Annotated in this window: 20 protein-coding genes and 1 other RNA gene; 17 read left to right on the top strand and 4 right to left on the bottom strand. The window is 60.5% G+C overall.

What is annotated here, in order from left to right:
* Positions 1-15: 15 nt before the first annotated feature.
* The 3 genes from GA0061101_RS16345 to GA0061101_RS16335 form a co-directional block, all read right to left on the bottom strand.
* Positions 16-1,164 carry a lytic transglycosylase domain-containing protein gene (locus GA0061101_RS16345; RefSeq protein WP_092574171.1) on the bottom strand — a complete coding sequence of 383 codons (1,149 nt, stop codon included), beginning with the start codon at positions 1,162-1,164 and terminating at the stop codon, positions 16-18.
* Positions 1,165-1,298: 134 nt separating this feature from the next.
* A complete protein-coding gene (locus tag GA0061101_RS16340; protein ID WP_034504243.1) occupies positions 1,299-1,934 on the bottom strand; it encodes a LysE family translocator in 636 nt (211 codons plus the stop codon).
* Between the two features lie 120 nt (positions 1,935-2,054).
* Positions 2,055-3,266, bottom strand: coding sequence for a pyrophosphate--fructose-6-phosphate 1-phosphotransferase (locus tag GA0061101_RS16335; RefSeq protein ID WP_037202750.1), 1,212 nt, complete (start codon positions 3,264-3,266; stop codon positions 2,055-2,057).
* A gap of 264 nt (positions 3,267-3,530) precedes the next feature.
* Here GA0061101_RS16335 and GA0061101_RS16330 point away from each other — a divergent pair, with 264 nt between their 5' ends.
* From GA0061101_RS16330 to murB, 17 genes are all read left to right on the top strand, one after another.
* Positions 3,531-4,238: a J domain-containing protein gene (locus GA0061101_RS16330; protein ID WP_037202748.1), complete on the top strand. Its 708-nt coding sequence runs from the start codon at positions 3,531-3,533 to the stop codon at positions 4,236-4,238.
* On the top strand, positions 4,235-4,996 hold the full coding sequence (locus GA0061101_RS16325) for an N-acetylmuramoyl-L-alanine amidase (RefSeq protein ID WP_092574169.1): 762 nt from the start codon (positions 4,235-4,237) through the stop codon (positions 4,994-4,996). The genes GA0061101_RS16330 and GA0061101_RS16325 overlap by 4 nt, the downstream gene beginning before the upstream one ends.
* A gap of 267 nt (positions 4,997-5,263) precedes the next feature.
* Positions 5,264-5,821, top strand: coding sequence for a lytic transglycosylase domain-containing protein (locus GA0061101_RS16320; RefSeq protein ID WP_037202746.1), 558 nt, complete (start codon positions 5,264-5,266; stop codon positions 5,819-5,821).
* Positions 5,822-5,902: 81 nt separating this feature from the next.
* A complete protein-coding gene (locus GA0061101_RS16315; protein ID WP_092574167.1) occupies positions 5,903-7,096 on the top strand; it encodes an NAD(P)/FAD-dependent oxidoreductase in 1,194 nt (397 codons plus the stop codon).
* Positions 7,097-7,163: 67 nt separating this feature from the next.
* Positions 7,164-7,563, top strand: an RNA gene (gene rnpB, locus GA0061101_RS16310) — RNase P RNA component class A.
* A gap of 430 nt (positions 7,564-7,993) precedes the next feature.
* Positions 7,994-8,434 carry a division/cell wall cluster transcriptional repressor MraZ gene (gene mraZ, locus GA0061101_RS16305; RefSeq protein ID WP_037202743.1) on the top strand — a complete coding sequence of 147 codons (441 nt, stop codon included), beginning with the start codon at positions 7,994-7,996 and terminating at the stop codon, positions 8,432-8,434.
* 14 nt (positions 8,435-8,448) lie between these two features.
* Positions 8,449-9,474, top strand: a complete 1,026-nt coding sequence (rsmH, locus tag GA0061101_RS16300; RefSeq protein ID WP_037202742.1) for a 16S rRNA (cytosine(1402)-N(4))-methyltransferase RsmH — start codon at positions 8,449-8,451, stop codon at positions 9,472-9,474.
* 1 nt (position 9,475) lies between these two features.
* Entirely contained in the window at positions 9,476-10,000 is a 525-nt protein-coding gene (ftsL, locus tag GA0061101_RS16295) for a cell division protein FtsL (protein WP_037202741.1), read from the top strand.
* The gene (locus GA0061101_RS16290) at positions 10,000-11,754 is read left to right on the top strand and encodes a peptidoglycan D,D-transpeptidase FtsI family protein (protein ID WP_037202740.1); all 1,755 of its coding nucleotides are present in this window, start codon (positions 10,000-10,002) and stop codon (positions 11,752-11,754) included. The genes ftsL and GA0061101_RS16290 overlap by 1 nt, the downstream gene beginning before the upstream one ends.
* Positions 11,755-11,819: 65 nt before the next feature.
* Positions 11,820-13,283: a UDP-N-acetylmuramoyl-L-alanyl-D-glutamate--2,6-diaminopimelate ligase gene (locus GA0061101_RS16285; RefSeq protein ID WP_037202738.1), complete on the top strand. Its 1,464-nt coding sequence runs from the start codon at positions 11,820-11,822 to the stop codon at positions 13,281-13,283.
* Positions 13,280-14,740, top strand: coding sequence for a UDP-N-acetylmuramoylalanyl-D-glutamyl-2,6-diaminopimelate--D-alanyl-D-alanine ligase (locus GA0061101_RS16280; RefSeq protein ID WP_037202736.1), 1,461 nt, complete (start codon positions 13,280-13,282; stop codon positions 14,738-14,740). Before GA0061101_RS16285 ends, GA0061101_RS16280 begins: the two co-directional genes overlap by 4 nt.
* An 11-nt stretch (positions 14,741-14,751) precedes the next feature.
* Positions 14,752-15,873 carry a phospho-N-acetylmuramoyl-pentapeptide-transferase gene (gene mraY / locus GA0061101_RS16275; protein WP_037202734.1) on the top strand — a complete coding sequence of 374 codons (1,122 nt, stop codon included), beginning with the start codon at positions 14,752-14,754 and terminating at the stop codon, positions 15,871-15,873.
* A gap of 7 nt (positions 15,874-15,880) precedes the next feature.
* On the top strand, positions 15,881-17,293 hold the full coding sequence (gene murD / locus GA0061101_RS16270) for a UDP-N-acetylmuramoyl-L-alanine--D-glutamate ligase (RefSeq protein ID WP_092574165.1): 1,413 nt from the start codon (positions 15,881-15,883) through the stop codon (positions 17,291-17,293).
* 1 nt (position 17,294) lies between these two features.
* A complete protein-coding gene (gene ftsW / locus GA0061101_RS16265; protein ID WP_037202730.1) occupies positions 17,295-18,449 on the top strand; it encodes a putative lipid II flippase FtsW in 1,155 nt (384 codons plus the stop codon).
* Positions 18,450-18,627: 178 nt separating this feature from the next.
* Positions 18,628-19,752, top strand: coding sequence for an undecaprenyldiphospho-muramoylpentapeptide beta-N-acetylglucosaminyltransferase (gene murG, locus GA0061101_RS16260; protein WP_037202728.1), 1,125 nt, complete (start codon positions 18,628-18,630; stop codon positions 19,750-19,752).
* Positions 19,749-21,164, top strand: coding sequence for a UDP-N-acetylmuramate--L-alanine ligase (gene murC / locus GA0061101_RS16255; RefSeq protein WP_037202727.1), 1,416 nt, complete (start codon positions 19,749-19,751; stop codon positions 21,162-21,164). The genes murG and murC overlap by 4 nt, the downstream gene beginning before the upstream one ends.
* Positions 21,161-22,135, top strand: a complete 975-nt coding sequence (murB, locus tag GA0061101_RS16250; protein ID WP_047639882.1) for a UDP-N-acetylmuramate dehydrogenase — start codon at positions 21,161-21,163, stop codon at positions 22,133-22,135. The genes murC and murB overlap by 4 nt, the downstream gene beginning before the upstream one ends.
* Positions 22,136-22,225: 90 nt before the next feature.
* On the opposite strand, the gene GA0061101_RS16245 is transcribed toward murB, so the two are convergent.
* The gene (locus GA0061101_RS16245) at positions 22,226-23,557 is read right to left on the bottom strand and encodes an MFS transporter (RefSeq protein ID WP_037202724.1); all 1,332 of its coding nucleotides are present in this window, start codon (positions 23,555-23,557) and stop codon (positions 22,226-22,228) included.
* Positions 23,558-23,717: the final 160 nt, after the last annotated feature.

Raw genomic sequence — 23,717 nt, 5'->3', positions numbered from 1 at the left:
AGCTTCCTTGAGAAATCAATAGTCGCCGTTGGCGACGCTGGACAGGCCCTTGCGCTTGGCATCGTAGTAATAGCCGCGGGCATAGAGCTGCACGGCATTCGTTTCTTTGTTTTCGGCCTTGCTGTCTGCTGTCATCCACGCACCACGCAGATATTTGGCGGCGTATTTGATATTGGTCTCGGCATCGAGCAGGCCTGAGGGAGGGCCTTCATAGCCCATCGACTTGGCCGTGTTGTATTTGATCTGCATGAGACCGAAATATCCGGCCCGATTATAGGCTTTCGGATTGTAACGGCTCTCGCGGTGGACAACGCGATGGATCAGCGATTCCGGGATCTCGTAGATCTTGGCGTACTTCTGAATGAGCCTCGAAACGTAGCTTTTTTCAGCGGCGGGAACATCGGAATCATAACTCGGGCTGGTCAAGACAGCCGTAACGACCGTGGGGCCGGTGGTGTCGAAGTTGAAATCGTAATGCATGCGGTTATCCGCATAGCGCGGCAGGCCCATCTGCGCCGGCGAAACGAAGGCGACTTCCGTCGCGGGGCGGGAATCGGGGCGGGGCATCGGCACTGGGGCCTGGATGGCGGCGACGTCCGAGGTCATCGGAATGGTTGCCGCCGCATCAGCGACCGAACTCGAGACCGGCGTGAGTGCCGCGTCGCCGGGGCGCGCCGGATTGGGTATCGGGATTGCGACCACGGAGGGTATGAGCGGCACGTCCGATGCGGCATAGGCGGCTGCGGTCGAGGTGCCGCTTGCAGACATGCCTGTAGCCGCCGCAATGGCCACCGTTCCCTGGCTTGGTGCGTTCGCGGTTGTCGCCGGAGCACCGAAGCGAGCCTGAGCGGCGTCGATCTGCTGCTGGTTGACCGCACCCGCCGTTACACGGCCGGATTTTGCCAACGCTGCCTGCTGCGGTTCATTCGATACGGGAACCGTCGAAGATGCAGGAGCGGCTGAAGCCATCGCAACGCCGCCCGTGGACGAGGCAACGCCAGTTGCGGTCGGGGCCGTATTCGGATGCGGCACGTTGGTGTGTGCCGACGGGAGTTCTGCCTGAGACGCCTGCTGCTGAGTGCTTGCGCACCCTGCAAGAGCGCCGCACATCATTGCCGACAAGGCAACGCTGCGCTTCAGGCCGGGAAATCCGATCGCTACCATTCTGTCACTTTCGAAAAAACCAAACCTATTTGCGATGCAAATCGGCCACAGGACCGCACAATTCGGCCACAGGATCGATAAAATTATGAATCCCCATTAACCTATCCGTGATCGCGCCGCAACCCTGGACGGCGTCAAGCGGCCATCCGGCGGTATCCGGCGGTCACTGCACCCGCGGCAATCAACAGGGTTCCGCCTGTGCGGTTGACGGCGCGTTGCACGCTAGCCTTGCGGATAAACCCGCGCGCCATGTCGGCGACGAAGACGTAAAGCAGCGAATTCAATGCGGCGAGAGTGAGGAAAGTTGCCTCCAAAATAAGCGTTTGCTCAAGGAAGGGCTTCGACATGTCGAGAAACTGCGGCACGAAAGCGATGAAGAAAACGATGCTCTTCGGGTTGAGGGCAGTTACAACGTAAGCGTGCAACATGATCTTTAACGGCTTCTCCTCGGGGAGATTGTCGTTATCGCCCATCGGGCCGGTCACGATCGGGGCTCGCCAGAGCTTGATTCCGAGGAAGACGAGATAAGCCGCGCCGATCAGCTTAAGAATCGTGAACAGCGATGCGGATGCGGCGAGAATGGCGCCAAGGCCCGCGAGCGAGGCGGTCATTGCCGTGAAGTCGCCAAGCGTCACGCCCGTCACGGTCGCCAGCGCCGTTTTGCGACCGTGACCGAGAGCATAGGAGATGACAAGGAGAATGGTCGGCCCCGGTATGGCCAGCATGATGCAGGATGTGGCGGCGAAAGCGAGCCAGGTTTCGATGGACATGGAATCCTCCTCTATTCCTTTTTCGCCGCCAGCAAAGACATCGGATTTACGATCCGTCAATCCGCTTGATCATCGATCAGGCCGCTTGATCACCGATCGGGCCGCCTGATCGCCGATCAATCAGGCTTGCGTGTATTTCTGCCCGATGTGGTCCATCACGTCGGCGAACCACGGCTGCGAGAGATCGAATGCCTTGCCGCCCTTGATTCGCGGGAATTCGATGACGCGCAGCTTGCCGCCCTGGCCTTCGTCGTGGCCGGTGACGCCGGATACCTTGTTGAGTGCATTTTCCACCGCGAGATCGACCATGCCCTGGATAAGGCGAAGATCTTCGCCGTTTGCCGGCGCGGAGCGGGCGAAATAACCCGATTTCTGTACCATCGAGCGCTCGGCGCCGATGATCGAGGCAAACTGCTTCTGGAACCAGCCGCCGACATTGATGGTGTCGATCTTCACATGGCCGAAGGCGTCGCGCTTGATGCTTTCACCTGCGGCTTCGCGCTCGGCGACGATGGCGTCGAGGGCCGCACCTTCCGATACGAACAGCGTCACCTGGCCGGTCTTTTCCATGATGGAACGAAGGCGCTCGCCTTCGGCTTCGATGTCGAAGGCCATCTCAGGCAAATAGAGGCCGTCGATGCTCTTCATCTCGGCATTCATCATGAAGCCGTCGATATATTCGTTGGCAGCGGTCTTTTGAATATAGGCGCGGGCAGTGGCCGCCGTCAGCCAGCCACAGTGCCGTCCCATGACCTCGTGGATGACGAGGGTGCGCGGTGCGGCGGTCTGTTCGTTGCTGACATTGTCGAAGAAATGCGCCCCGACCTCGGCTGCCGTCCAGGCGCCGAGAGACTGGCGGATCGGCACGACGTCGTTGTCGACCGTTTTCGGCAGGCCGACGACGGTCAGGTCGTAGCCGTTGGCCCCGAGATAGGCGGCAAGATCGGCGGCCGTGGTGTTCGTATCGTCGCCGCCGATCGTGTGAAGAATGGTGACGCCATCGGAGGCGAGACGCTCGGCTGCGACGCGCAGCGGGTTTTCACCTTCCTTGACCAGGCCGCGCTTGACGCAGTCGGCGGCATTGGTGAGCTTTACGCGGCTGTTGCCGATCGGAGAGCCGCCGTAACGATGCAACAGGTGCGCACGCTCGCGCATGGCCGGCGTCACCCCGATGCTGTCAGCCAGCAGAACTCCCTGGTAGCCAGACCGATAGGCGATGATGTCGAGATCGGGCGCCACGTCGGTATAGCGCTGGATCAGCCCGCCAACGGCGGAAGAAAGACAGGGCGCCAATCCACCGGCAGTGAGCATTGCGACTTTCTGTTTGGCCATGGAGATCCTCCTTGCAGTCAAGCTGCTTCATTTCAATGGTTGCGGTGGGAATGGATGCGACAGGCGTGCATGGCTGTAAAGTAAAGAATTTAAGAAACGCGCGCTTTGTCTGCTCGCGAACGCGCGGTCGGATGCGGTTTGGAACACGCCATCATTACCAAATTGTGAAAAGTGTTTTCCGCCTTGCGACGAATGGACTGCTTGCAATGGCAGGCATTATTTGGTCAAGGTATTCTACTGTCTATGAGAGCCGTCGGGACCAATATGTCGTTTTGGGAAAAATTGCTGAATGCTATCGGTGGCACCGCTGGCAATGCCCTGTCGGCAGTAGTCGAGGCTATTCGAACCTTGTTCGAGGGCGATCCGGAAACCCGCCGCAAGGTGGCGTTTTCCGTCGCGATAATCGCCCTTTCCGCCAAGATGGCGAAGGCTGACGGCATTGTGACCGAAAACGAGGTCAACGCGTTCCGCGAGATATTCGAGTTTCCGCCGGATCAGGCCAAGAACGTCGCGCGTCTCTACAATCTGGCACGGCAGGATGTGGCGGGCTACGAAGCCTATGCGGAGCGGCTCTCGTCGCTTTGCGTGACCTGCACCAAGAATTGCCCTGTTTTGGAAGACGTGCTCGACGGCCTGTTTCACATTGCCAAGGCTGACGGGCTGATCCACGAAAAGGAAATGGCCTTCCTGCAACATGTGGCCGAGATATTCCATATGAGCGAAGAACGGTTCGATCAGATCATGGCGCGCCATGTGAGCGGTGGACGCGACCCCTACAAGATACTCGGCGTATCGCGCCATGATGATTTCCCGACGATCCGCCGCCGGTATCACGGCCTTGTCTATGAGAACCATCCTGACCGTCTCGTCTCGCGCGGTGTGCCGGAGGAGTTCCACCTCATCGCCAACGAGCGTATGGCCGCCCTGAACGCCGCTTACGCTGAAATCGAGAAAGAACGCCGCGCCGCATGAATGCCTTTCCGGCCGATTTCGCTCGCGCCATGGTGCAGCCTTCGCCGAATCACGGCGAGCGGCGAGATGGGCGCAAACCGGACATGATCCTTCTGCACTACACCGGCATGGGCACGGCCGAGGGCGCGCTGGACTGGCTCTGTCGCCCGGAGAGCCAGGTATCCAGCCATTATTTCGTCTTCGAGGACGGGCGGGTCATTCAACTCGTGCCGGAGGAGCGTCGTGCCTGGCATGCGGGGAAGAGCACCTGGCACAATGAGGCCGATATCAATTCACTGTCGATCGGTATTGAAATAGCCAATGCTGGCCATCCCGGCGGGCTGCCGGATTTCCCCGATGCGCAGATCGAAGCGGTCATCGAACTGTGTCGGGATTGCGGCCAACGCTGGGCAATCGCACCCGAGCGGGTGCTCGGACACTCCGATGTAGCCCCCGTGCGCAAGGTCGATCCGGGCGAGAAATTCCCCTGGGCCCGGCTCGCCGCTGAGGGCGTCGGGCACTGGGTTGAGCCGGCTGCGATTACCGGCGGTCGATTTTTCCAGAAGGGGGATGTGGGCCAGCCGATCGAAGCACTGCAATCCATGCTCTCGCTCTATGGCTATAAAACTGAAATCACTGGTGAATTCTCGGAAAGGCTGAAGGGAGACGTCGAGGCTTTCCAGCGCCATTTCCGCCCGCAGCGTGTGGATGGTATCGCCGATTTTTCCACGATCGATACGCTCCATCGTCTTCTGTCCGCGCTGCCTCGCTTTTCATAGAAAGGTGAGGGGTGCTGGCCATCTTTGTAGCCGGCTATCAGTGCGAAAAAGCGTAACCCCCTGCTGCGCCACATCATTTCCCTATTATCTCCGCATTGCACTGGTCTAACGACGCTCGCTGAACGGCGGTCGCGCAGTTTGGTTTTGTGTGTCGCGCGGCCGTAGACGACTAATGGGGACTGTGCACTCCGGCGGCTCTTTTTGCCTCCAGCCGGACATGACGGCTTGAGGCCGTCCGCGGTCCCGCGCCTGGAGACAAAAGACTACATGAAAAATTTAATTGTTGCGGCTGCAGCATGCGTGGGCGTGCTGCTGGCGGGGTATGATTGCGCCTTTGCGGGTCAGCGGGGCGAGAAAAGTCAAACGGTTCCTTTGAAGATCGCTTATCGTACCACCGGCTATCCGGTGCCGAACGTTCCCGCCGAATTACGTGACGCTGAAAATGCCTTTGTGCGGCAGAATCGCTATTCCGATCTCATTGCCAAATATGCAAAGCAGAACGGCGTGCCGGTGCAACTGGCAACTGCCGTCGTTCAGATCGAAAGCAATTTCAATCCGAAAACGCGGGGGAGTGCCGGGGAAATCGGCCTGATGCAGATCAAGCCGGCAACGGCCCGACTGATGGGGTACGCCGGCCGGGCCAAGGGGCTTTTCGATCCCGAAACGAACATCAAGTTCGGTATGAAATACCTTGCCATGGCTCAGGATCTCGGCGGCGGGCAGACCTGCAATACCATTCTCAAATACAATGCCGGCCATGGCGCGACGCGCATGAACCCGGTCTCGAAGCGCTATTGCGGCAAGGTGCTGGCGCTTTTGGACTGACAGCCGTCCACTGAGCAATTGCGGGTGGGGCTGAATCGCTTTCCATGCTATCGAATCCGCTGTTATTTGAGAGGGCGTAGCATGGCAGCGGATTTCAGGTTCATCGTCGTCGGCCGGGGAATGATGGGGGCGGCTGCCGCCCGTCATCTCGCTGGGCAAACGGATGGCATTGCCGTCATCGGGCCGGATGAACCCGAGGACCGCGCCAGCCATCAGGGTGTCTTCGGCAGTCACTACGACGAGGGCCGTATTACCCGTACGATCGACCCCGATACCGATTGGGCTCGCCTCGCCAACCGCTCGATCAGCCGCTACGCGGAAATCGAACGGGATAGCGGTATTCAGTTCTATGCACCTGTCGGCTGCCTGGTCTCAGGCCCGAAGCGCGGCGCCGATAACGGCTATGTCGGCGATGTGGTGGATGCGGCGGAGCGGCTGGGTGTTCAGGCCGACATTCTCGACGATGCCGGGCTCAAGACGAAGTTTCCGTTCTTCTCTTTCGCATCGGGAAGCGAAGGCGTCTACGAGGCGCGCGGGGCCGGCCATATCAGCCCACGGCGGCTGGTGAAAGCGCAGTCGTTGCTGGCGGAAAAGGCGGGAGCGCGGGTGATCAAGCAGACCGCCCTGTCGATCAGTGATGAGGGCGGCCTGGCAGTTGTCACGACCGCCGAAGGTGAGACGTTCAGCGCCGAGAAGATCCTGATGGCCGCAGGCGGATTCTCCATTGCCGAGAATCTGTTGCCGCGACCGGTTGAGATGAAGGTTTATGGCCGCACCGTGACCTTTTTCGAGGTTAGCGAGGCCGAAGCCGGGGTTCTTTCCGGCATGCCGTCACTGATATCTGTAGCGCTTGATGACGTGGACAGCATCTATATGCTGCCGCCGATCCGCTACCCGGACGGCAAATACTACATCAAGATCGGCGGCGATCCCGACGACCTTCAATTCGAGAGCGAACCGGAACTCCGGGCCTGGTTCCGCACCGCCGGCCGCGACAAGGCGCGCGAACATCTGGTGCGGAGATTCCACGATCTCGTTCCCAGCGTGGCCCGCCCGCCGGCCTTCACCAATTCCTGCGCCGTCTCCTATTCTCCATCAGGCTATCCGATGATCGGCTACACCTCTTCGCCGCGCGTCGCGGTACTGACCGGCGGCTGCGGCACGGCTGCCAAGAGCTCGGACGAGATCGGCCGGCTGGGAGCGGAACTGCTGCTCGCGGGTCGAATCAAGGATGAAGGCTACAGCACGGATTTCTCTGCGCATTTCCGCAGCTAGCATCGGACGGAAACCGGGCCGCATATTTAGGTGGCAATTGCCTGAAGTCTCAGTTAATGAGCCAGTGCCAGTTGGCTGGGCAGCCGCGCTTCATCAATGCCGAAAGGCGATGAGGTGAGGAAAGTCCGGGCTCCACGGAAACACGGTGCCGGATAACGTCCGGCGAGGGCAACCTCAGGGAAAGTGCCACAGAAAGCAAACCGCCCGGTCTCAGGATCGGGTAAGGGTGAAAGGGTGGGGTAAGAGCCCACCGCGTCTCTGGAAACAGCGACGGCACGGAAAACCCCACCGGGAGCAAAACCGAATAGGGATGACGCGGAGCGCGCGAGCGCTCCAGCCTGTTTCCGGGCCGGTCATCCGGGTGGGTTGCAAGAGGCGTCGCGCAAGCGCCGTCCCAGATGAATGGCTGCCACGTTCCGGCCTCGGCCGGAGCCATACAGAACCCGGCTTACAGGCCAACTGGCAAATCATCGCCCCTTTTTTCGGATGGGCCTTTTCGCTCTCCGCAAATAATTTCGAGGGCCGCCGGACGCCCCGGTTTCCCGGGGTTTCCGGTGATCGCGGGCGAGGGTTTTCGCTTGTGAAAACAATCCGTTTCGGAGCGCCCGCTGAAGGCGATCCTAACCTTTCGTTAAACTTAACGGCTTATGAATATTCAGGGTGTGGCCGCGCCCGATGCGGCTTCATCCCATTGACGCCCATATGGTCCCATGGTATCCCAAAACAACACTGCAAACGGGCAAATCAGAGCCCAATCATCGCAAAGCCGTGATTGCCCTCACCAGGGGGGTGTCGAAGGGGCGTCGGCTCTTTCGGCTTGCGAAGCTGTGTCCGATTTTGGCTGTGTCCGTGAGTGCGTGATTGCTTGCGGATCATGGGGGACGGGTGTTTCGCGTCATGAACCGCTTCCTGTCGAATGCGACCAACCGGATCGATGTCAAGGGGCGGGTTTCCGTGCCGGCGGCATTCCGTTCCGTGCTGGCCGAGCGCAATATCCAGGAGCTGTATTGCTTCCAGGATTTTGTGTTTCCGGCGATCAGCGTCGGCGGCCTCGATCTGCTCGATCGATTCGAGCGGCAGATTGCGGCGGACGATCCTTTTTCGCCGGCGGCGAACCAGATGTCGCTCCTGATTCACGGGGGCGGGGTCTTTATGAAGCTCGATGCCGAGGGGCGGCTGATGATCACGGATTTCATCCGCGACTTCACCGGCATTACTGGCGAAGTGACTTTCGTCGGGCGGGCGGATCATTTTCAATTGTGGCGACCGGAGGCTTTTCAGGCCTTGCAGGCGCAGGCACGAGAGGAGCGCAGGCTGGCGGGCAGGCGCTCGGAATAGAGCGGGGAAACGGAATGGTGGCGAATTCAGGCGGAGGTTTGACTGATGCCGGTGGCGGACCAGTTCGTCACATTCCGGTTCTCCTTTCCGAAGTGCTCGAGGCGCTGGCGCCTGCGCCCGGCAAAGTTATCCTCGATGGAACGTTCGGGGCTGGCGGTTACACCTCGGCCATGCTTGCAGCCGGTGCCGATGTGATCGCGCTCGATCGTGATCCGACGGCGATTGCGGCGGGGCAGGCGATCGTTGAAGCCCATGCGGGGCACCTCAAGCTCATTCAATCGCAATTCTCCCAGCTTGCCGACCATGCGCCTGAGGGCGGCCTTGACGGGATCGTGCTCGATATCGGCGTATCCTCCATGCAGATCGACGAGGCCGAGCGCGGCTTTTCCTTCAATAAGAGTGGCCCGCTCGACATGCGCATGTCGGCAAGCGGCGTATCGGCGGCCGACGTCGTCAATCGCGCCAAGCTGGCGGACCTCATTCGCATCTTCGTCTTTCTGGGTGAGGAAAAACAGGCGCCACGCATCGCGCATGCGATTGAGAAGCGGCGTGCCGAAGCTCCCTTCGTGACCACCCGCGATCTGGCCGGCCTGATCGAGATCGTGACGCCGCGAAAGGCCAAGGACAAGATTCATCCCGCTACCCGCGTTTTCCAGGCGCTTCGCATCTTCGTCAACGACGAGCTTGGCGAGTTGGCTCAGGCGCTGTTCGCCGCCGAACGCGCGCTCAAGCCGGGTGGTCGGCTTGTCGTCGTGACCTTCCATTCCCTGGAAGACCGGATCGTCAAGAAATTCTTCGCCGATCGGTCCGGTCGTGCCGTGGGATCGCGCCACATGCCGATCGTGCATGAGCGGCCAGCAACCTTCGAGCCCATCGGCAAATCGATGGTGTCCGCCAGCGATGCGGAGGCGGAGGCCAATCCACGGGCCCGCTCGGCCAAGCTGCGCGCCGGTGTTCGCACCTCTGCACCCGCCGAGGCCGCCGATCTTTCGATCTTCGATCTGCCCAATCTCGCCAGTCTCGGAAAGCTCGGAGGTTGATATGCTGAAGACTTTTGACATCGTGCTGATCGGAGTCATGACGGCTATGGCCAGCGTGACCTATACGATCAAGCACCGAGCCGAGCTGAAGCTGGAAGAGGTTCACCGTCTCGAGTCCGAGATCAAGCTCGAGAAGGATACGATCGAGCTCCTCAAGGCGGACTGGGCACTGGTCTCGCAGCCGAATCGTCTCGAGCGTCTCGTCAACAACTACAGCAACGAGCTTCAGCTGCAGCCGACCCTCTCCACGGCCATCGTTCAGCCGAACGAGTTGCCGATGCTGCGCTCGCAGGTCCCGCCGCCGATAGTTGCGGATGCGAAAGACAGCACGAAGAGCGGCAAGGGAACCGGCTCCAAGGGCAATGTCGCTTCGGCCTCGAAGAACGGCGATACGACCGATGCCGAGATCAGGAAGGCCATCGCCGATGTGGCGGCCGCTCCGGCGCCACGGCCCAAGTCGCCGGCTTTGGCCAAGCGCAAAAAACCTGAAGTCGACAACATCGCAACGGGATCGGTGGACGAATAATGTCTTTTCTTTCTCGCATCATGATCTTGAAGAGCAAGGCGCACTTCTCCACCGACGGGAACAACCGCCCGAGCGACAGCTTCTCCCGTTCGACCTTCGAAGGGGCTCGCAAGCGTAAATCCAATCAAGCCAAAAGCCGCGTCGTTCTGCTGGTGACGAGCTTCATTGCCGTCTATTGCGTGATCGGCGGCCGTCTTGCCCAGTTCGCCATGACGCCGCCGGACACCACGTCGAGCATCCTGCCGCCGGATCGCCTGATGGCCTCGCGCCCGGATATCGTCGACCGCAACGGCGCCCTGCTTGCCACCGACATCCGTACCGTCTCGCTGTTTGCCGAGCCGAACAAGATCATCGATCCCGATGAGGCCGTCGAAGAATTGCGCACGGTCCTGCCGGATCTGGATACCAAGGGTACATACAAGAAGCTCGCCGCCAAGACCTCGCATTTTGCGTGGCTGCGCCGCCAGCTCACGCCAAAGCAACAGAGTCAGATTCTGGCGCTAGGCATTCCCGGCATCGGCTTCCGCCCCGAGAAGCGCCGCTTCTATCCGGGCGGCTCGACCGCCGCCCATATCCTCGGCTACGTCAATATCGACAACCGCGGCGTTGCCGGCATGGAGAAATATATCGACGATCAGGGTCTTGCCGACCTTGCCGCCGCCGGCATGACCAACGACCAGCCTCTGCAGCCGGTGAAGCTTTCGATCGACCTGCGTGTGCAGGGCATCGTCCGTGATGCGGTCGTCAACGCGGTCAAGAATTTTCAGGCGAAGGGCGCGGGCGCTGCCGTGATCGACATCCACACGGGCGAAGTGCTGGGCATGGCCTCGGCTCCCGACTTCGATCCGAACTATCCGAACGAAGGCGCGACCGAAGGATGGCTCAATCGCATGACGAACGGCACGTTCGAAATGGGATCGACCTTCAAGACCTTCACCATGGCGATGGCGCTCGATTCCGGCAAGGTGACGTTGCGTGATGCCTTCGACGCCACCAATCCGATCCGGATCGGCGGTTTCATCATCCACGACTTCCATGGTCAGCATCGCGTACTGACCGTTCCGGAAATTTTCCAGTATTCCTCGAACATTGGTACTGCGAAGATCGCCGATCTTGTCGGCATCGACCCGCACAAGGAATTCCTGACCCGCTTGGGTCTGCTCAACAAGATGGACACCGAACTGCCGGAAGTGAAGGCGCCGAGCCAGCCTCGCGTCTGGAAGAAGATCAACTCGATCACCATTTCCTTCGGCCACGGTGTCTCGACCACGCCGTTGCAGACAGCGGTTGCCGCATCAGCCCTCGTCAACGGTGGCAAGCTGATCGAGCCGACCTTCCTGCCGCGCACGCGTGACCAGGCCGATGCCATTGCCAAGATGGTCGTCAAGAAGAGCACCAGCGACGACATCCGTTTCCTGCTTGAATTCAACGGCACCAGGGGCTCCGGTCGCAACGCTCGCGTTCCCGGTTATAACGTCGGCAGCAAGACCGGCACAGCCGACAAGGTTGTTAACGGCCGCTATTCGAATACGTTGAATTTCAACAGCTTCCTGGCGGCGTTCCCGATCGATAATCCGCAATACATGGTCATGACCTTCATCGATGAGCCGAAGAGCGGTGAGCGAGGCGGCGGCACGATCTCGGCCTTTACGGCATTGCCGATCGCTCGCGACATCATCGCCAGGGCGGCGCCTATCCTTGGGGTGCAACCCAGCTTCGGAAAAGATAACTCGGCCTTGCTGGCGTCTTATTAAGCGTGAAAGAATACACGGGTCGATTCGCGAGAGGGCGGACCGATCAAAAATGAAAAGTATATTCGATGAACTTGCGAGATATCGCCGGAAATGCGTTTCCGGAACTCAACGGACAAATCGGCGGGACACTTGGCGATCTTGAGATAACAGGCCTTTCCGCCGATAGCCGTAAGGTCGTACCAGGCACGGTTTTCGTAGCTGTCGCCGGCACAAAGGCGGATGGAACAAGTTTCATCGCCGATGCCGTTTCGCGTGGCGCGTCCGTCGTTGTCGCAGGCCATGGCGACGCCGTCGCCGGCGTGCCGCTGCTGACCGTTTCCGAACCTCGCCGCTTTCTTTCCGTCGCCGCTTCACGTTTTTACGGCAAACAGCCTGAGACGATGGTCGCCGTGACAGGTACCGCCGGCAAGACATCGGTTGCCTCCTTCACGCGCCAGATCTGGGCTCATGCCGGCCATCCGGCAGCCATGATCGGCACCACTGGCGTGATATCGCCGACGCGCAACGACTACGGCTCGCTGACGACACCGGACCCGGTGTCATTGCACCATTTGCTCACAGAGCTTGCCGACGAGGGGGTAACGCATGCGGCCATGGAGGCTTCCAGCCATGGCCTCGATCAGTTCCGTCTCGACGGCGTCAGGCTTGCCGCCGCCGCCTTCACCAATCTCGGTCGCGATCACATGGATTACCATCCGACGGTCGAAGACTATATGGCCGCCAAGATGCGGCTGTTCAGGGACCTGCTTCCGAAGGGTTCGCCGGCCGTGATCTTTTCGGACGATGCATGGTCGGCCCAGGCAATATCCGCCGCACGCGATGCCGGGCAGGATGTGCGCACGGTCGGGCGCAAGGGTGATTTCCTGGTGTTGAAGCGCGTCGAGCATTTCCGTCACAAGCAGACCGCCGAAGTTCATTTCGGCGACGATATTTTCGAGATTCATATTCCGCTGGCCGGTGATTTCCAGGTCGCCAATGCGTTGGTGGCTGCCGGCCTTGCCATCTCCACCGGCGTCGCCGCTCCCGTCGCCATGGCGGCGCTGGAGAAGCTCGTCGGCGCATCGGGCCGTCTGGAACTCGTCGGCCATACGGGTGACGGCGCGCTCGCTTATGTCGATTACGCTCACAAGCCGGATGCGTTGGAAAACGTCCTCAATTCGGTGCGCCCGTTCACGACAGGCCGCGTCATCGTCGTCTTCGGTTGTGGCGGCGATCGTGATCGCGGCAAGCGGCCGATCATGGGCGAAATCGCCTGCCGTCTCGCCGATATCGTTATCGTCACTGACGACAATCCGCGTTCGGAAGACCCGGCGACCATTCGTGCAGAGATCATGGCGGCGGCTGGCTGCGCCAGCGAGATCGGTGATCGCGCCGAAGCCATCCGCAAGGCGGTCGGCATGCTGAAATCCGGTGACACGCTGATCGTTGCCGGCAAGGGGCATGAGGAAGGTCAGACGATCGGCAGCGTCACGCTGCCCTTTTCCGATCACGCCGAACTGCGAAAAGCACTGGAGGATTTGAAACCTTGAACTGGCTTTGGACAACTGAGGATATGATTGCCGCAATCTCTGGCCGCTTCGTCGGAGCGCTGCCCGAAGGCATTACGGGCATTTCCATCGACAGTCGTTCCATCAAGCCGGGCGAGGCTTTTTTCGCCATCAAGGGTGATCGCGTCGATGGTCATGACTTTGCCAACCAGGCCATGGCGAACGGTGCGGCATTCATCGTGATCAGCGAGGCACGGCTGCCGGCAATGGGCAGGCTGACCGTGCCGAAGGTCGTCGTGGATGACGTATTGGCAGCGCTCGCCCGCCTGGGTGTCGCCGCACGCCAGCGGACGCAGGCCAAGATCATTGCCGTTACCGGCTCGGTCGGCAAGACCACAACGAAGGAAATGCTGCGTCGCGCGCTCGCTCCATCGGGCAAGGTGCATGCTTCCGTCGCCTCCTTCAACAATCACTGGGGCGTACCGCTTACCTTGGCGCGCATGCCCGAAGACACCGATTTCGGCGTCTTTGAAATCGGCATGAACCATCCCGAGGAGATCAGGCCGCTCGTCAAGATGGTGCAGCCGGATGTCGCGATCATCACCACGATCGCACCGGCGCATCTCGGCAATTTCAACAGCATCACGGAAATAGCCGCCGCGAAGGCGGAGATTTTCGACGGTGTCGTGCCGGGCGGTCACGCCATCCTCAATCACGACAACGATCAGTTCGAGATGCTGGAACAGGCTGCTTTAGCAGCCGGTATCGAACATGTGCACAGCTTCGGCCAGCATGCCAAGGCCGACGTGCGTCTCGCCGAATTCAATGCCTCGGAAGAGAATTCGACGCTATGGCTGACGATCGGCGGTGAGACGATGGAAGTGGCGATCGGCGCGCCGGGCCGTCACATCGCGGAAAACGCGCTCGCCGTGCTCGGCGCCGTCATGCTCGTCGAGGCAGATCTCGACAAGGCTGTCGAAGCGCTGGCGGACTTGCGGCCGGAAAAGGGCAGGGGACAACGCCACAAGCGCGCGATCGGCAGCGGCTACTTCACGCTGATCGATGAAAGTTACAATGCCAATCCCGCATCCATGCGCGCGGCTATCGCGCTGCTGGCGACGACGTCGCCGAATGCGGGTGCCGGCAGTCGGACGGGCAGGCGAATCGCCGTCCTCGGCGATATGTTGGAAATGGGGGATTATGCCCAGCGAGTGCATGCAAACCTTGCCGGGCCGCTCTTGGCGGCCGGTATCGAGCATGTCTGGCTGGCGGGTCCGGAGATGGCGGCTTTGAGGGATGAGCTGCCGGAAAGTGTTCATGTCGAATATCGTGAGACGACGGAGGAACTCTCGGAATTCGCGCTCAATTCTGTCGCCCCCGGTGACGTCTTGATGGTGAAATCGTCGCTGGGTATGGGGTTTGGAAAGATCGTGGCAGGCTTGCTTGACAAGTTTCCCGCATTTTCCGACACGGGCACCCACGCCCATCAGGGGCTTTAGAAAGGGCTCTTATGCTGATCTGGCTAGCCGAACTGTCGGACCACGTTCATTTTTTTAGTACACATTTCAGATTTCTCAATCTGTTCAGATACATCACGTTCCGTACCGGTGGCGCCCTCTTTACGTCCGCGTTTATCGTTTTCCTTTTCGGGCCGCGAATCATCTCCTCCCTGCGCGTGCGTCAGGGCAAGGGGCAGCCGATTCGCGCCGATGGTCCTCAGACGCACTTCAAGAAGGCCGGCACGCCGACGATGGGCGGATTGATGATCCTTGCCGGTATTGTCGTATCGTCTCTGCTGTGGGCTGATCTTGCCAACGTCTATGTGGTCGCCACGCTGCTTGTCACGCTCGGGTTCGGCGCGATCGGCTTTTATGACGACTATCTCAAGGTGACGAAGCAGAGCGACAAGGGTTTCTCCGGTCGCGCTCGCCTGGGCATCGAATTCGTCATTGCAGGCATTGCCGTGTATTTCATGATGACCACGGCACTGTCCTCCGGTCCTGCCGGCTCGACCTTCGGTTCGTCGATCGCTTTCCCCTTCTTCAAGAGCTTGCTGCTCAATCTCGGCATGTTTTTTGTGTTTTTCGGGGCTTTCGTCATCGTTGCCGCCGGTAATGCCGTGAACCTGACCGACGGACTTGACGGGCTTGCAATCGTACCGGTCATGATCGCGGCGGCTTCCTTCGGTGTCATCGCCTATCTCGCCGGCAACTTCGTCTTTGCTGACTACCTCGCCATCAATTTCGTGCCGGGTACGGGCGAACTGGCGGTGGTTCTCGGCGCAGTCATCGGCGCCGGCCTTGGCTTTCTGTGGTTCAATGCGCCGCCGGCTGCCATCTTCATGGGCGATACCGGCTCGCTGGCGCTGGGCGGCATGATCGGTTCGGTTGCCGTCGCCACCAAGCACGAGATCGTCATGGCGATCATCGGCGGTCTTTTCGTCGTCGAGGCGCTTTCCGTCATCATCCAGGTCGGCTTCTTCAAGATGACCAAGCGCCGCGTCTTCCTGATGGCGCCGATCCACCATCACTTCGAAAAGAAGGGCTGGACGGAAAGCCAGGTGGTGGTTCGCTTCTGGATCGTCGCGGTCATTCTGGCGATGGTCGGCCTCTCCACCCTGAAGCTGCGGTGAGGCATCGATGATCCCTGTCACCACGCTGAAAGGAAAAAAGGTCGCCCTGTTCGGCCTCGGCGGCTCGGGCTTTGCGACGGCGCGTGCGCTTGTTGCCGGCGGTGCCGAGGTCACGGCCTGGGACGACAATCCGGACAGCGTGGCTACAGCGGCCGCGGGAGGAATAGCGGTCGCCGATCTCAGGACGATCGACTGGAACGGGCTATCGGTCTTCGTTCTGTCGCCCGGCGTGCCGCTGACACATCCCAAGCCGCACTGGACTGTCGATCTTGCGCATGCCGCAGGCGTTGAGATCATCGGCGATGTCGAGCTGTTCGTCCGCGAGCGCCGGGCGCACGCGCCGGATTGCCCGTTCATCGCCATCACCGGAACCAACGGCAAATCGACGACGACGGCGCTGATCGCCCATATCCTGCAGTCGAGCGGTCGCGACACGCAGCTTGGCGGCAACATCGGCACGGCCATCCTCACGCTCGATCCGCCGAAGGCCGGGCGCTATTACGTCGTCGAATGCTCGTCCTACCAGATCGATCTTGCACCGACGCTCAATCCCTCGGCCGGCATTCTGCTGAACCTGACGCCCGATCATCTCGATCGGCACGGCACGATGCAGCACTATGCCGATATCAAGGAGCGGCTCGTCGCCGGCAGCGGCGTGGCCGTCGTTGGCGTCGATGACAGTCATTCTTCATTGATCGCCGATCGTATCGAGCGGGCCGGCGGCAAGGTGACGCGGATTTCACGCCGGCACGTGCTTGCTGACGGCCTTTATGCCGAAGGCAGCCGCATCATGCAGGCATCTGTCGGGGCGACGAGCGAGATTGCCGATCTCGATGGAATCCAGACATTGCGTGGCGGCCATAACGCGCAGAATGCCGCTGCGGCGATTGCCGCATGCCTGGCGGTCGGCGTTTCTCCCGATGAGATCCGCGCCGGGCTGAAATCCTTTCCCGGCCTCAAGCATCGCATGCAGCCGGTCGGACGGCGCGGCCGGGTCGTGTTCGTCAACGACTCCAAGGCGACCAATGCGGATGCCGCGGCGCCGGCGCTTTCGAGCTATGAGAATATCTATTGGATCGCCGGCGGCCTGCCGAAAGAGGGCGGGATCACGACCCTGGCGCCGCTCTTTCCGCGTATTGCGAAAGCCTATCTGATCGGAGAGGCGGCGCCCGCCTTTGCGGCGACGCTCGGCGAACAGGTGCCCTACGAGATATCGGGCACGCTGGAACGCGCTGTCGCGCACGCGGCCGCCGATGCGGACAGGGACGAACATGAGTCCGCAGCGGTGATGCTTTCACCGGCCTGCGCAAGCTTCGATCAATACAAGAATTTCGAGGTCAGGGGTGACGCCTTCGTCAGTCATGTGGCTGCGATCGAGGGTGTCACCATGCTGATCGGTTCAGCAACAGGAGGCATATGATATGGTAAGCCGCGTTGAGCGTGGGGCCTTGGCCGAATGGTTCTGGACCATCGACCGTGTGTTCCTGGCATTATTCATCCTGCTGATCGGTATCGGCTTCATGCTTTCCTTCGCGGCCTCGCCAGCGGTGGCGGAGCGCATCGGGCTTGAACCCTTCCACTTCGTCAAACGCCACGCCTTGTTCCTCGTTCCGGCAATCGCGGCGATGATCGGCATTTCGTTTATGACGCCGCGGCAGGTGCGGCGCACGGCGGTCATCCTGCTGGTTGTCTCGCTGGCAATGATGCTTTTTGCCCTGTTCTTCGGCATCGAGGTCAAGGGGTCGCGACGCTGGGTCAACATCGCGGCGCTGTCGATCCAGCCGTCGGAATTCATGAAGCCTGCTTTCGTTGTCGTCTGCGCCTGGCTGTTTGCCGAGCATGCGCGCCAGCCGGAAATTCCGGGTAATCTCTTCGCCATCATTCTCTTCGGCATTGTCGCTGCGCTGCTTGTCGCGCAGCCGGACCTTGGTCAGACGATCCTGACGACAGCCGTCTGGGGCGGCATGTTCTTCATGGCCGGCATGCCCTGGCTCTGGATTTCGGTGCTCGGCGGGCTTGGCGCCGGCGGGTTCGTCGCCGCTTATTACGTCTTTCCCCACGTGGCGCTCCGCGTCGATAAATTCATGACCGGCGAGGGTGATACGTTCCAGGTCGATACCGCCAAGGAAGCGATCGTTCACGGCAACTGGTTCGGTGTCGGCCCGGGTGAAGGCATCGTCAAGCGCATCATCCCCGACGCCCACACCGACTTCATCTTCTCGGTGGCCGCCGAAGAGTTCGGTGTCATCTTCTGCATGGTGCTCGTCTGCATCTTCGCGTTCCTGGTACTGCGGGGTCTGTCCCATGCCTACAAGGAAAAGAACGACTTCAATCGCTTCGCCGTTGCCGGCCTGGTGCTGCAGATCGGTATCCAGTCGATCATCAATATCGGCGTCAACCTGCAGCTGCTGCCGGCCAAGGGCATGACCTTGCCGCTGATTTCCTATGGTGGTTCATCAATGACCGCGATCTGCGTGACCGCAGGCTTCATTCTGGCGCTGACGCGTCACCGCCCGGAAAAGCGGGCGCAGGATCGCAGCCAGTTCCGCGTGACGCATGGATTGCCTGCGGAGTGACTGTCTTGAACTTGCCTGTGCTCCAGCCCCGACATCTCTCTCTTGCTCATTCTCTGGTCGCTTTTCCAGAGGCGGCCGTCTATGAGGGAGGCTTGGCCCGCGTTGATGACGCGGTCGAGGCGGCTTCCTATATTAGGGATATGCCCCGAGTAGTGGGGTATTCGCGGGAGCGAAGATTATGAGTAAAGGTACTATCCTTCTTGCCGCCGGCGGAACCGGCGGTCACGTATTTCCGGCCGAGGCGCTGGCCTATAAGCTGAAGGAGCGCGGCTATTCCGTGCACCTCGTCACCGACAGCCGCGCCGAACGCTATGCCGGCAAGTTTCCTGCCGATGAGATCCATGTCGTGCCCTCGGCGACGATCGGCTCCAAGAATCCCTTGAAGGTCGCCGGCGCCTTATTGACGCTGTGGACGGGCATGCGCGCGGCGCGCAAGCTGATCAATAGAATCAAGCCGCTCTGCGTCGTCGGCTTCGGCGGCTACCCGACCGTTCCGCCGCTGTTGGCCGCCACCCGCATGGGTGTGCCGTCGATGATCCATGAACAGAATGCGGTCATGGGGCGTGCCAACAAGATGCTTGCGACGCGGGTACGCGCGATCGCGGGCGGTTTCCTGGTGGAAGATGGCGGCGCCTTTTCGGAAAAGACGGTGACGACCGGCAACCCGGTGCGCCCGGCCGTCATCGAGGCTGCCAAGCGGCCCTATGTGCCTTCTGTACCGGATGATCCTTTCAACCTGGTCGTCTTCGGCGGTAGTCAGGGTGCTCAGTATTTCTCAAAGGCGGTGCCAACGGCCATCAGCCTGCTGGAAGAGCCGCTGCGCAAGCGCCTGCGGATTACACAGCAGGTGCGACCCGAGGATATGGAGACGGTCAATAGCTGCACCAGAAGGCTGGAGATGGGCGCGGATATAGCGCCCTTCTTCACCGACATGGCCGAGCGTATCGGTGCGGCGCATCTGGTTCTGTGCCGTTCCGGGGCTTCGACGGTATCCGAGCTCGCCGTCATCGGCCGCCCGGCGATCCTCGTGCCCTATCCGCATGCGCTGGATCATGATCAGGCCGCCAATGCGGCAGCGCTTGCGGCAACCGGCGGCGTCAAGGTCATCGCGCAATCCGAGCTTACGCCGGAGAAGCTTTCGACCATTCTGCGCGGTTCGATGACGATGCCGGAAAAGCTCGCAAAGATGGCGGCTGCCGCCAAACAGGCAGGCAAGCCGGATGCGGCAAACTTGCTCGCCGACATGGTTGAGGCTATTGCCGGGGGACGTTCAATTCAGCAATTCAAGGGGGCAGGCGCATGAAGCTGCCGAAGGCAATCGGCCTTGTACATTTTATCGGGATCGGCGGTATCGGCATGAGCGGCATTGCCGAGGTGTTGCATAACCTCGGTCATCGCGTGCAGGGGTCCGATCAATCGGAAAGCGCCAACGTGCAGCGGCTGCGCGACAAGGGCATCCCGGTCCATATCGGTCACAAGGCGGAAAACCTCGGCGATGCCGAAGTCGTTGTTGTCTCCACTGCCATCAAGAAGAGCAATCCGGAACTCGTTGCCGCGCGCGAAAAGCTGTTGCCGGTGGTGCGCCGTGCCGAGATGCTTGCCGAGCTGATGCGTTTCCGCAATGCCATCGCCATCGGCGGCACGCATGGCAAGACCACGACCACGTCGCTGGTGGCAACGCTGCTCGAAGCCGGCGGGCTCGATCCGACCGTGATCAACGGCGGCATCATCAATGCCTACGGCACCAATGCGCGCATGGGCGAGGGCGAATGGATGGTGGTCGAAGCCGACGAATCGGACGGCACCTTCCTGAAGTTGCCGGCCGACGTCGCTGTGGTCACCAATATCGACCCGGAGCATCTTGATCACTATGGCAATTTCGATGCCGTCCGCGCCGCCTTCCGGCAGTTCGTCGAAAACGTGCCGTTCTACGGCTTCGGCGTCATGTGCATCGACCATCCGGAAGTCCAGTCCCTGGTCGGTCGCATCGAGGACCGCAAGATCATCACCTATGGCGAGAACCCGCAGGCTGATGTGCGCTTTGCAAATGTCCGCATCGACGGCACGCGGTCGCTGTTCGACGTCGAAATCCGCAGGCGCCGCACCGGCAAGGTGATCCACATCAAAGACCTCGTGATGCCGATGCCCGGTCGGCACAATATTTCCAATGCGACGGCGGCGGTTGCCGTTGCCAACCGGCTCGGCATCTCCAGCGAGGCGATCGCCAAGGGTCTGGCGTCTTTCGGCGGCGTCAAGCGCCGCTTCACGCTGACCGGCGAATGGAACGGGATCAAGGTCTTCGACGATTACGGCCATCACCCTGTCGAAATCAAGGCGGTGCTGAAGGCCGCGCGCGAAGCCTGCAATGGCCGTGTCATCGCTGTCCACCAGCCACACCGCTATACGCGTCTGTCGAGCCTCTTCGAGGAATTCGCCGCCTGCTTCAACGATGCCGACAGCATTTTCCTGGCACCCGTCTACGCCGCCGGCGAGGATCCGATCGAAGGCGTAGATTCGCAGACGCTGGTTTCGCGCATCAAGGCTGGTGGCCATCGCGACGCGCGCTATCTGCCATCGCAGGAAGATCTTGCCGCCATGGTTGCGGAGATTGCGCGACCGGGTGATTTTGTGGTTTTGTTGGGGGCTGGCAGCATTACGTATTGGGCAGCATCATTGCCAAAGGAATTGGAAGGCCTCTCGGGTAAGTCCGCATGAAACAGGTAAATGGGGAAAAGCTTCTGGCGTCGCTCGGCGACGGTGTAAAGGACATCAGGGGTCGGTTGACGCCGGATGCGCCGATGGATCGTGTGACGTGGTTCCGCGCCGGCGGGTTGGCGGAGCTGATGTTCCAGCCGCACGACACGGACGATCTCATTGCGTTCCTGAAGATCCTGCCGGAAGAAGTGCCGCTGACGGTGGTTGGCGTGGGTTCGAACATATTGGTGCGCGATGGCGGCATCCCGGGAATTGTCCTGCGGCTTTCGGCCAAGGGCTTCGGCTCTGTCGAGCTCCAGGGCGATAACCGCATCCTGGCGGGCGCCGCATGCCCGGACAAGCACGTCGCGGCCATGGCGATGGACAACAGCATTGGCGGTTTCCATTTCTACTACGGCATACCGGGCACTATCGGCGGCGCGGCGCGCATGAATGCCGGCGCTAACGGCGTCGAGACACGCGAACGCGTCGTCCAGGTGCACGCGGTCGACCGCAAGGGCGAGAAGCATGTGCTGACCAATGCCGAGATGGGCTATAGCTATCGACATTCCGACGCTTCGGAAGATCTGATCTTCACCCATGTTCTGTTCGAGGGCTATCCCGAGGACAAGGCCAAGATCCGCGCAGAGATGGATGCCGTGCGGGCGCATCGCGAAACCGTGCAGCCGATTCGGGAGAAGACCGGCGGGTCGACCTTCAAGAATCCGGATGGTTTTTCCGCCTGGAAATTGATTGATGAGGCCGGTTGCCGCGGTCTCGTCATCGGCGGCGCGCAAATGTCGTCGCTGCACTGCAATTTCATGATCAACATGGAGCAGGCAACCGGTTACGATCTCGAATATCTGGGCGAGCAGGTTCGCCGCGAGGTTTTCGAGAAGTCCGGCGTCAAGCTGGAATGGGAAATCAAGCGCCTCGGCAGCTTCATGCCCGGCAGGGAAGTTCGTCCGTTCCAGGGCGTCACGACGGAGTAGGGTATTCTGATCCGTCTGTAGCTCACAAATTGATTCAACTGAAAAGGCCGGGTTTTCACCCGGCCTTTTCAATTGGTTATCGCAATATCCTCAGATTTCGTCGTTGCCCGACAGGACGATGCCAATCAGCGAGAGCGCTGCCGCGGCCGTCAGGTAGTAGCCGACATAGACCAGGCCGTAGTTCGTTGCGAGCCAAGTGGCGATATAGGGCGCGAGCGATGCACCGACGATGCCGCCGAGATTGAAGGTCATCGAGGCGCCGGTATAGCGCACGGCGGTCGGGAAGGGTGCAGCCAATGCCGCTCCGATCGGACCGTAGGTGAAGCCCATCAGCGCCAGGCCGATGATCGAGCAGGCGAAGGCGCCCGCAAGGCCGGCAGTCAGCAGCGACGAGTAGAACAGGCCGAAGATCAAGATGCCAATGGTCGTGAGCACCAGAACCAGCCGGCGCGAATAGCGGTCCGAGAGCAGGCCGGAGATCGGAATCATCAGGCCGAAGAAGACGACGCCAACGAGCTGAACGACGAGGAACTGGCCTTGCGAATAGCCGAGACCTGCCGGCAGCGGCCCGGTGCCCGCCGGTCTGGTGCCCCAGCTCAAGGTAAATGCCGTCATCAGATAGAACAGCACGAAGGTCGCGACCGCGATGATCGTGCCGAGAAAGAGGCTGCGGAGGTGCGAGCGGAAGATGACAGCGATCGGAACGGAAACGCGCTCTTCTTTTTCGATGGCGCGGCGGAATTCCGGTGTTTCGGTGATTTTCAGTCGGACATAGAGGCCGACTGCGACCAATACGAGGCTGATCAGGAAGGGGATACGCCAGCCATGGCTCAGGAAGTCGGCATCCGTCATGCTTTCGCGCAGGGTCAGGAAGAGGCCTGCTGAAAGGATGAAACCGATGGGGGCGCCGAGCTGCGGGAACATGGCGTACCAGCTGCGCTTGCCTTCCGGCGCGTTCTCCGTGGCGAGCAACACCGCGCCGCCCCATTCGCCCCCGAGACCAAGGCCTTGGCCAAGACGGCAAAGTGCCAGCAGGAGCGGAGCCGCAACGCCGATTGATTCATAGGTCGGAAGCAGACCGATTACTACGGTCGAGAGGCCCATGGTCATCAATGCCGCGACGAGCGTCGCCTTTCGGCCGATTCGGTCACCAAAGTGGCCGAAGATCATCGCGCCGATCGGGCGCGCGAAGAAGGCGATGGAGAAGGTCGCGAAGGATTGCAGCGTCGCCGAGGTCGGATCGCTTGCAGGGAAAAACAGCTTCGGGAAGACGATAACCGCCGCCGTTGCATAGACGTAGAAATCGAAGAATTCGATCGTTGTGCCGATGAGGCTCGCGATCAGAACACGTGCCGGGGAATTCGCAACAGCATTGTTCGATGACGAGGGGGTCGGCGATAAAGGAGTTATCGCGTCAGTCATGGTCCCACCATTTTAGATGACGCTAAGGTTACCTTAGCGAGTAAAAGGTGTCCTTAGCGCAATTTTTATTCGACGCAAACGCTAAATGAACAAGAAATCACCGGTTGCATGCTATTGTTTAACCGTAATGGTTGATTCGCGAGCAACTGGGCGAATGTTT

The sequence above is a fragment of the Martinezella lusitana genome (genome assembly GCF_900094565.1).
Lineage (GTDB): Bacteria > Pseudomonadota > Alphaproteobacteria > Rhizobiales > Rhizobiaceae > Rhizobium > Rhizobium lusitanum.
This window is presented reverse-complemented; position numbering and strand designations above follow the sequence as displayed.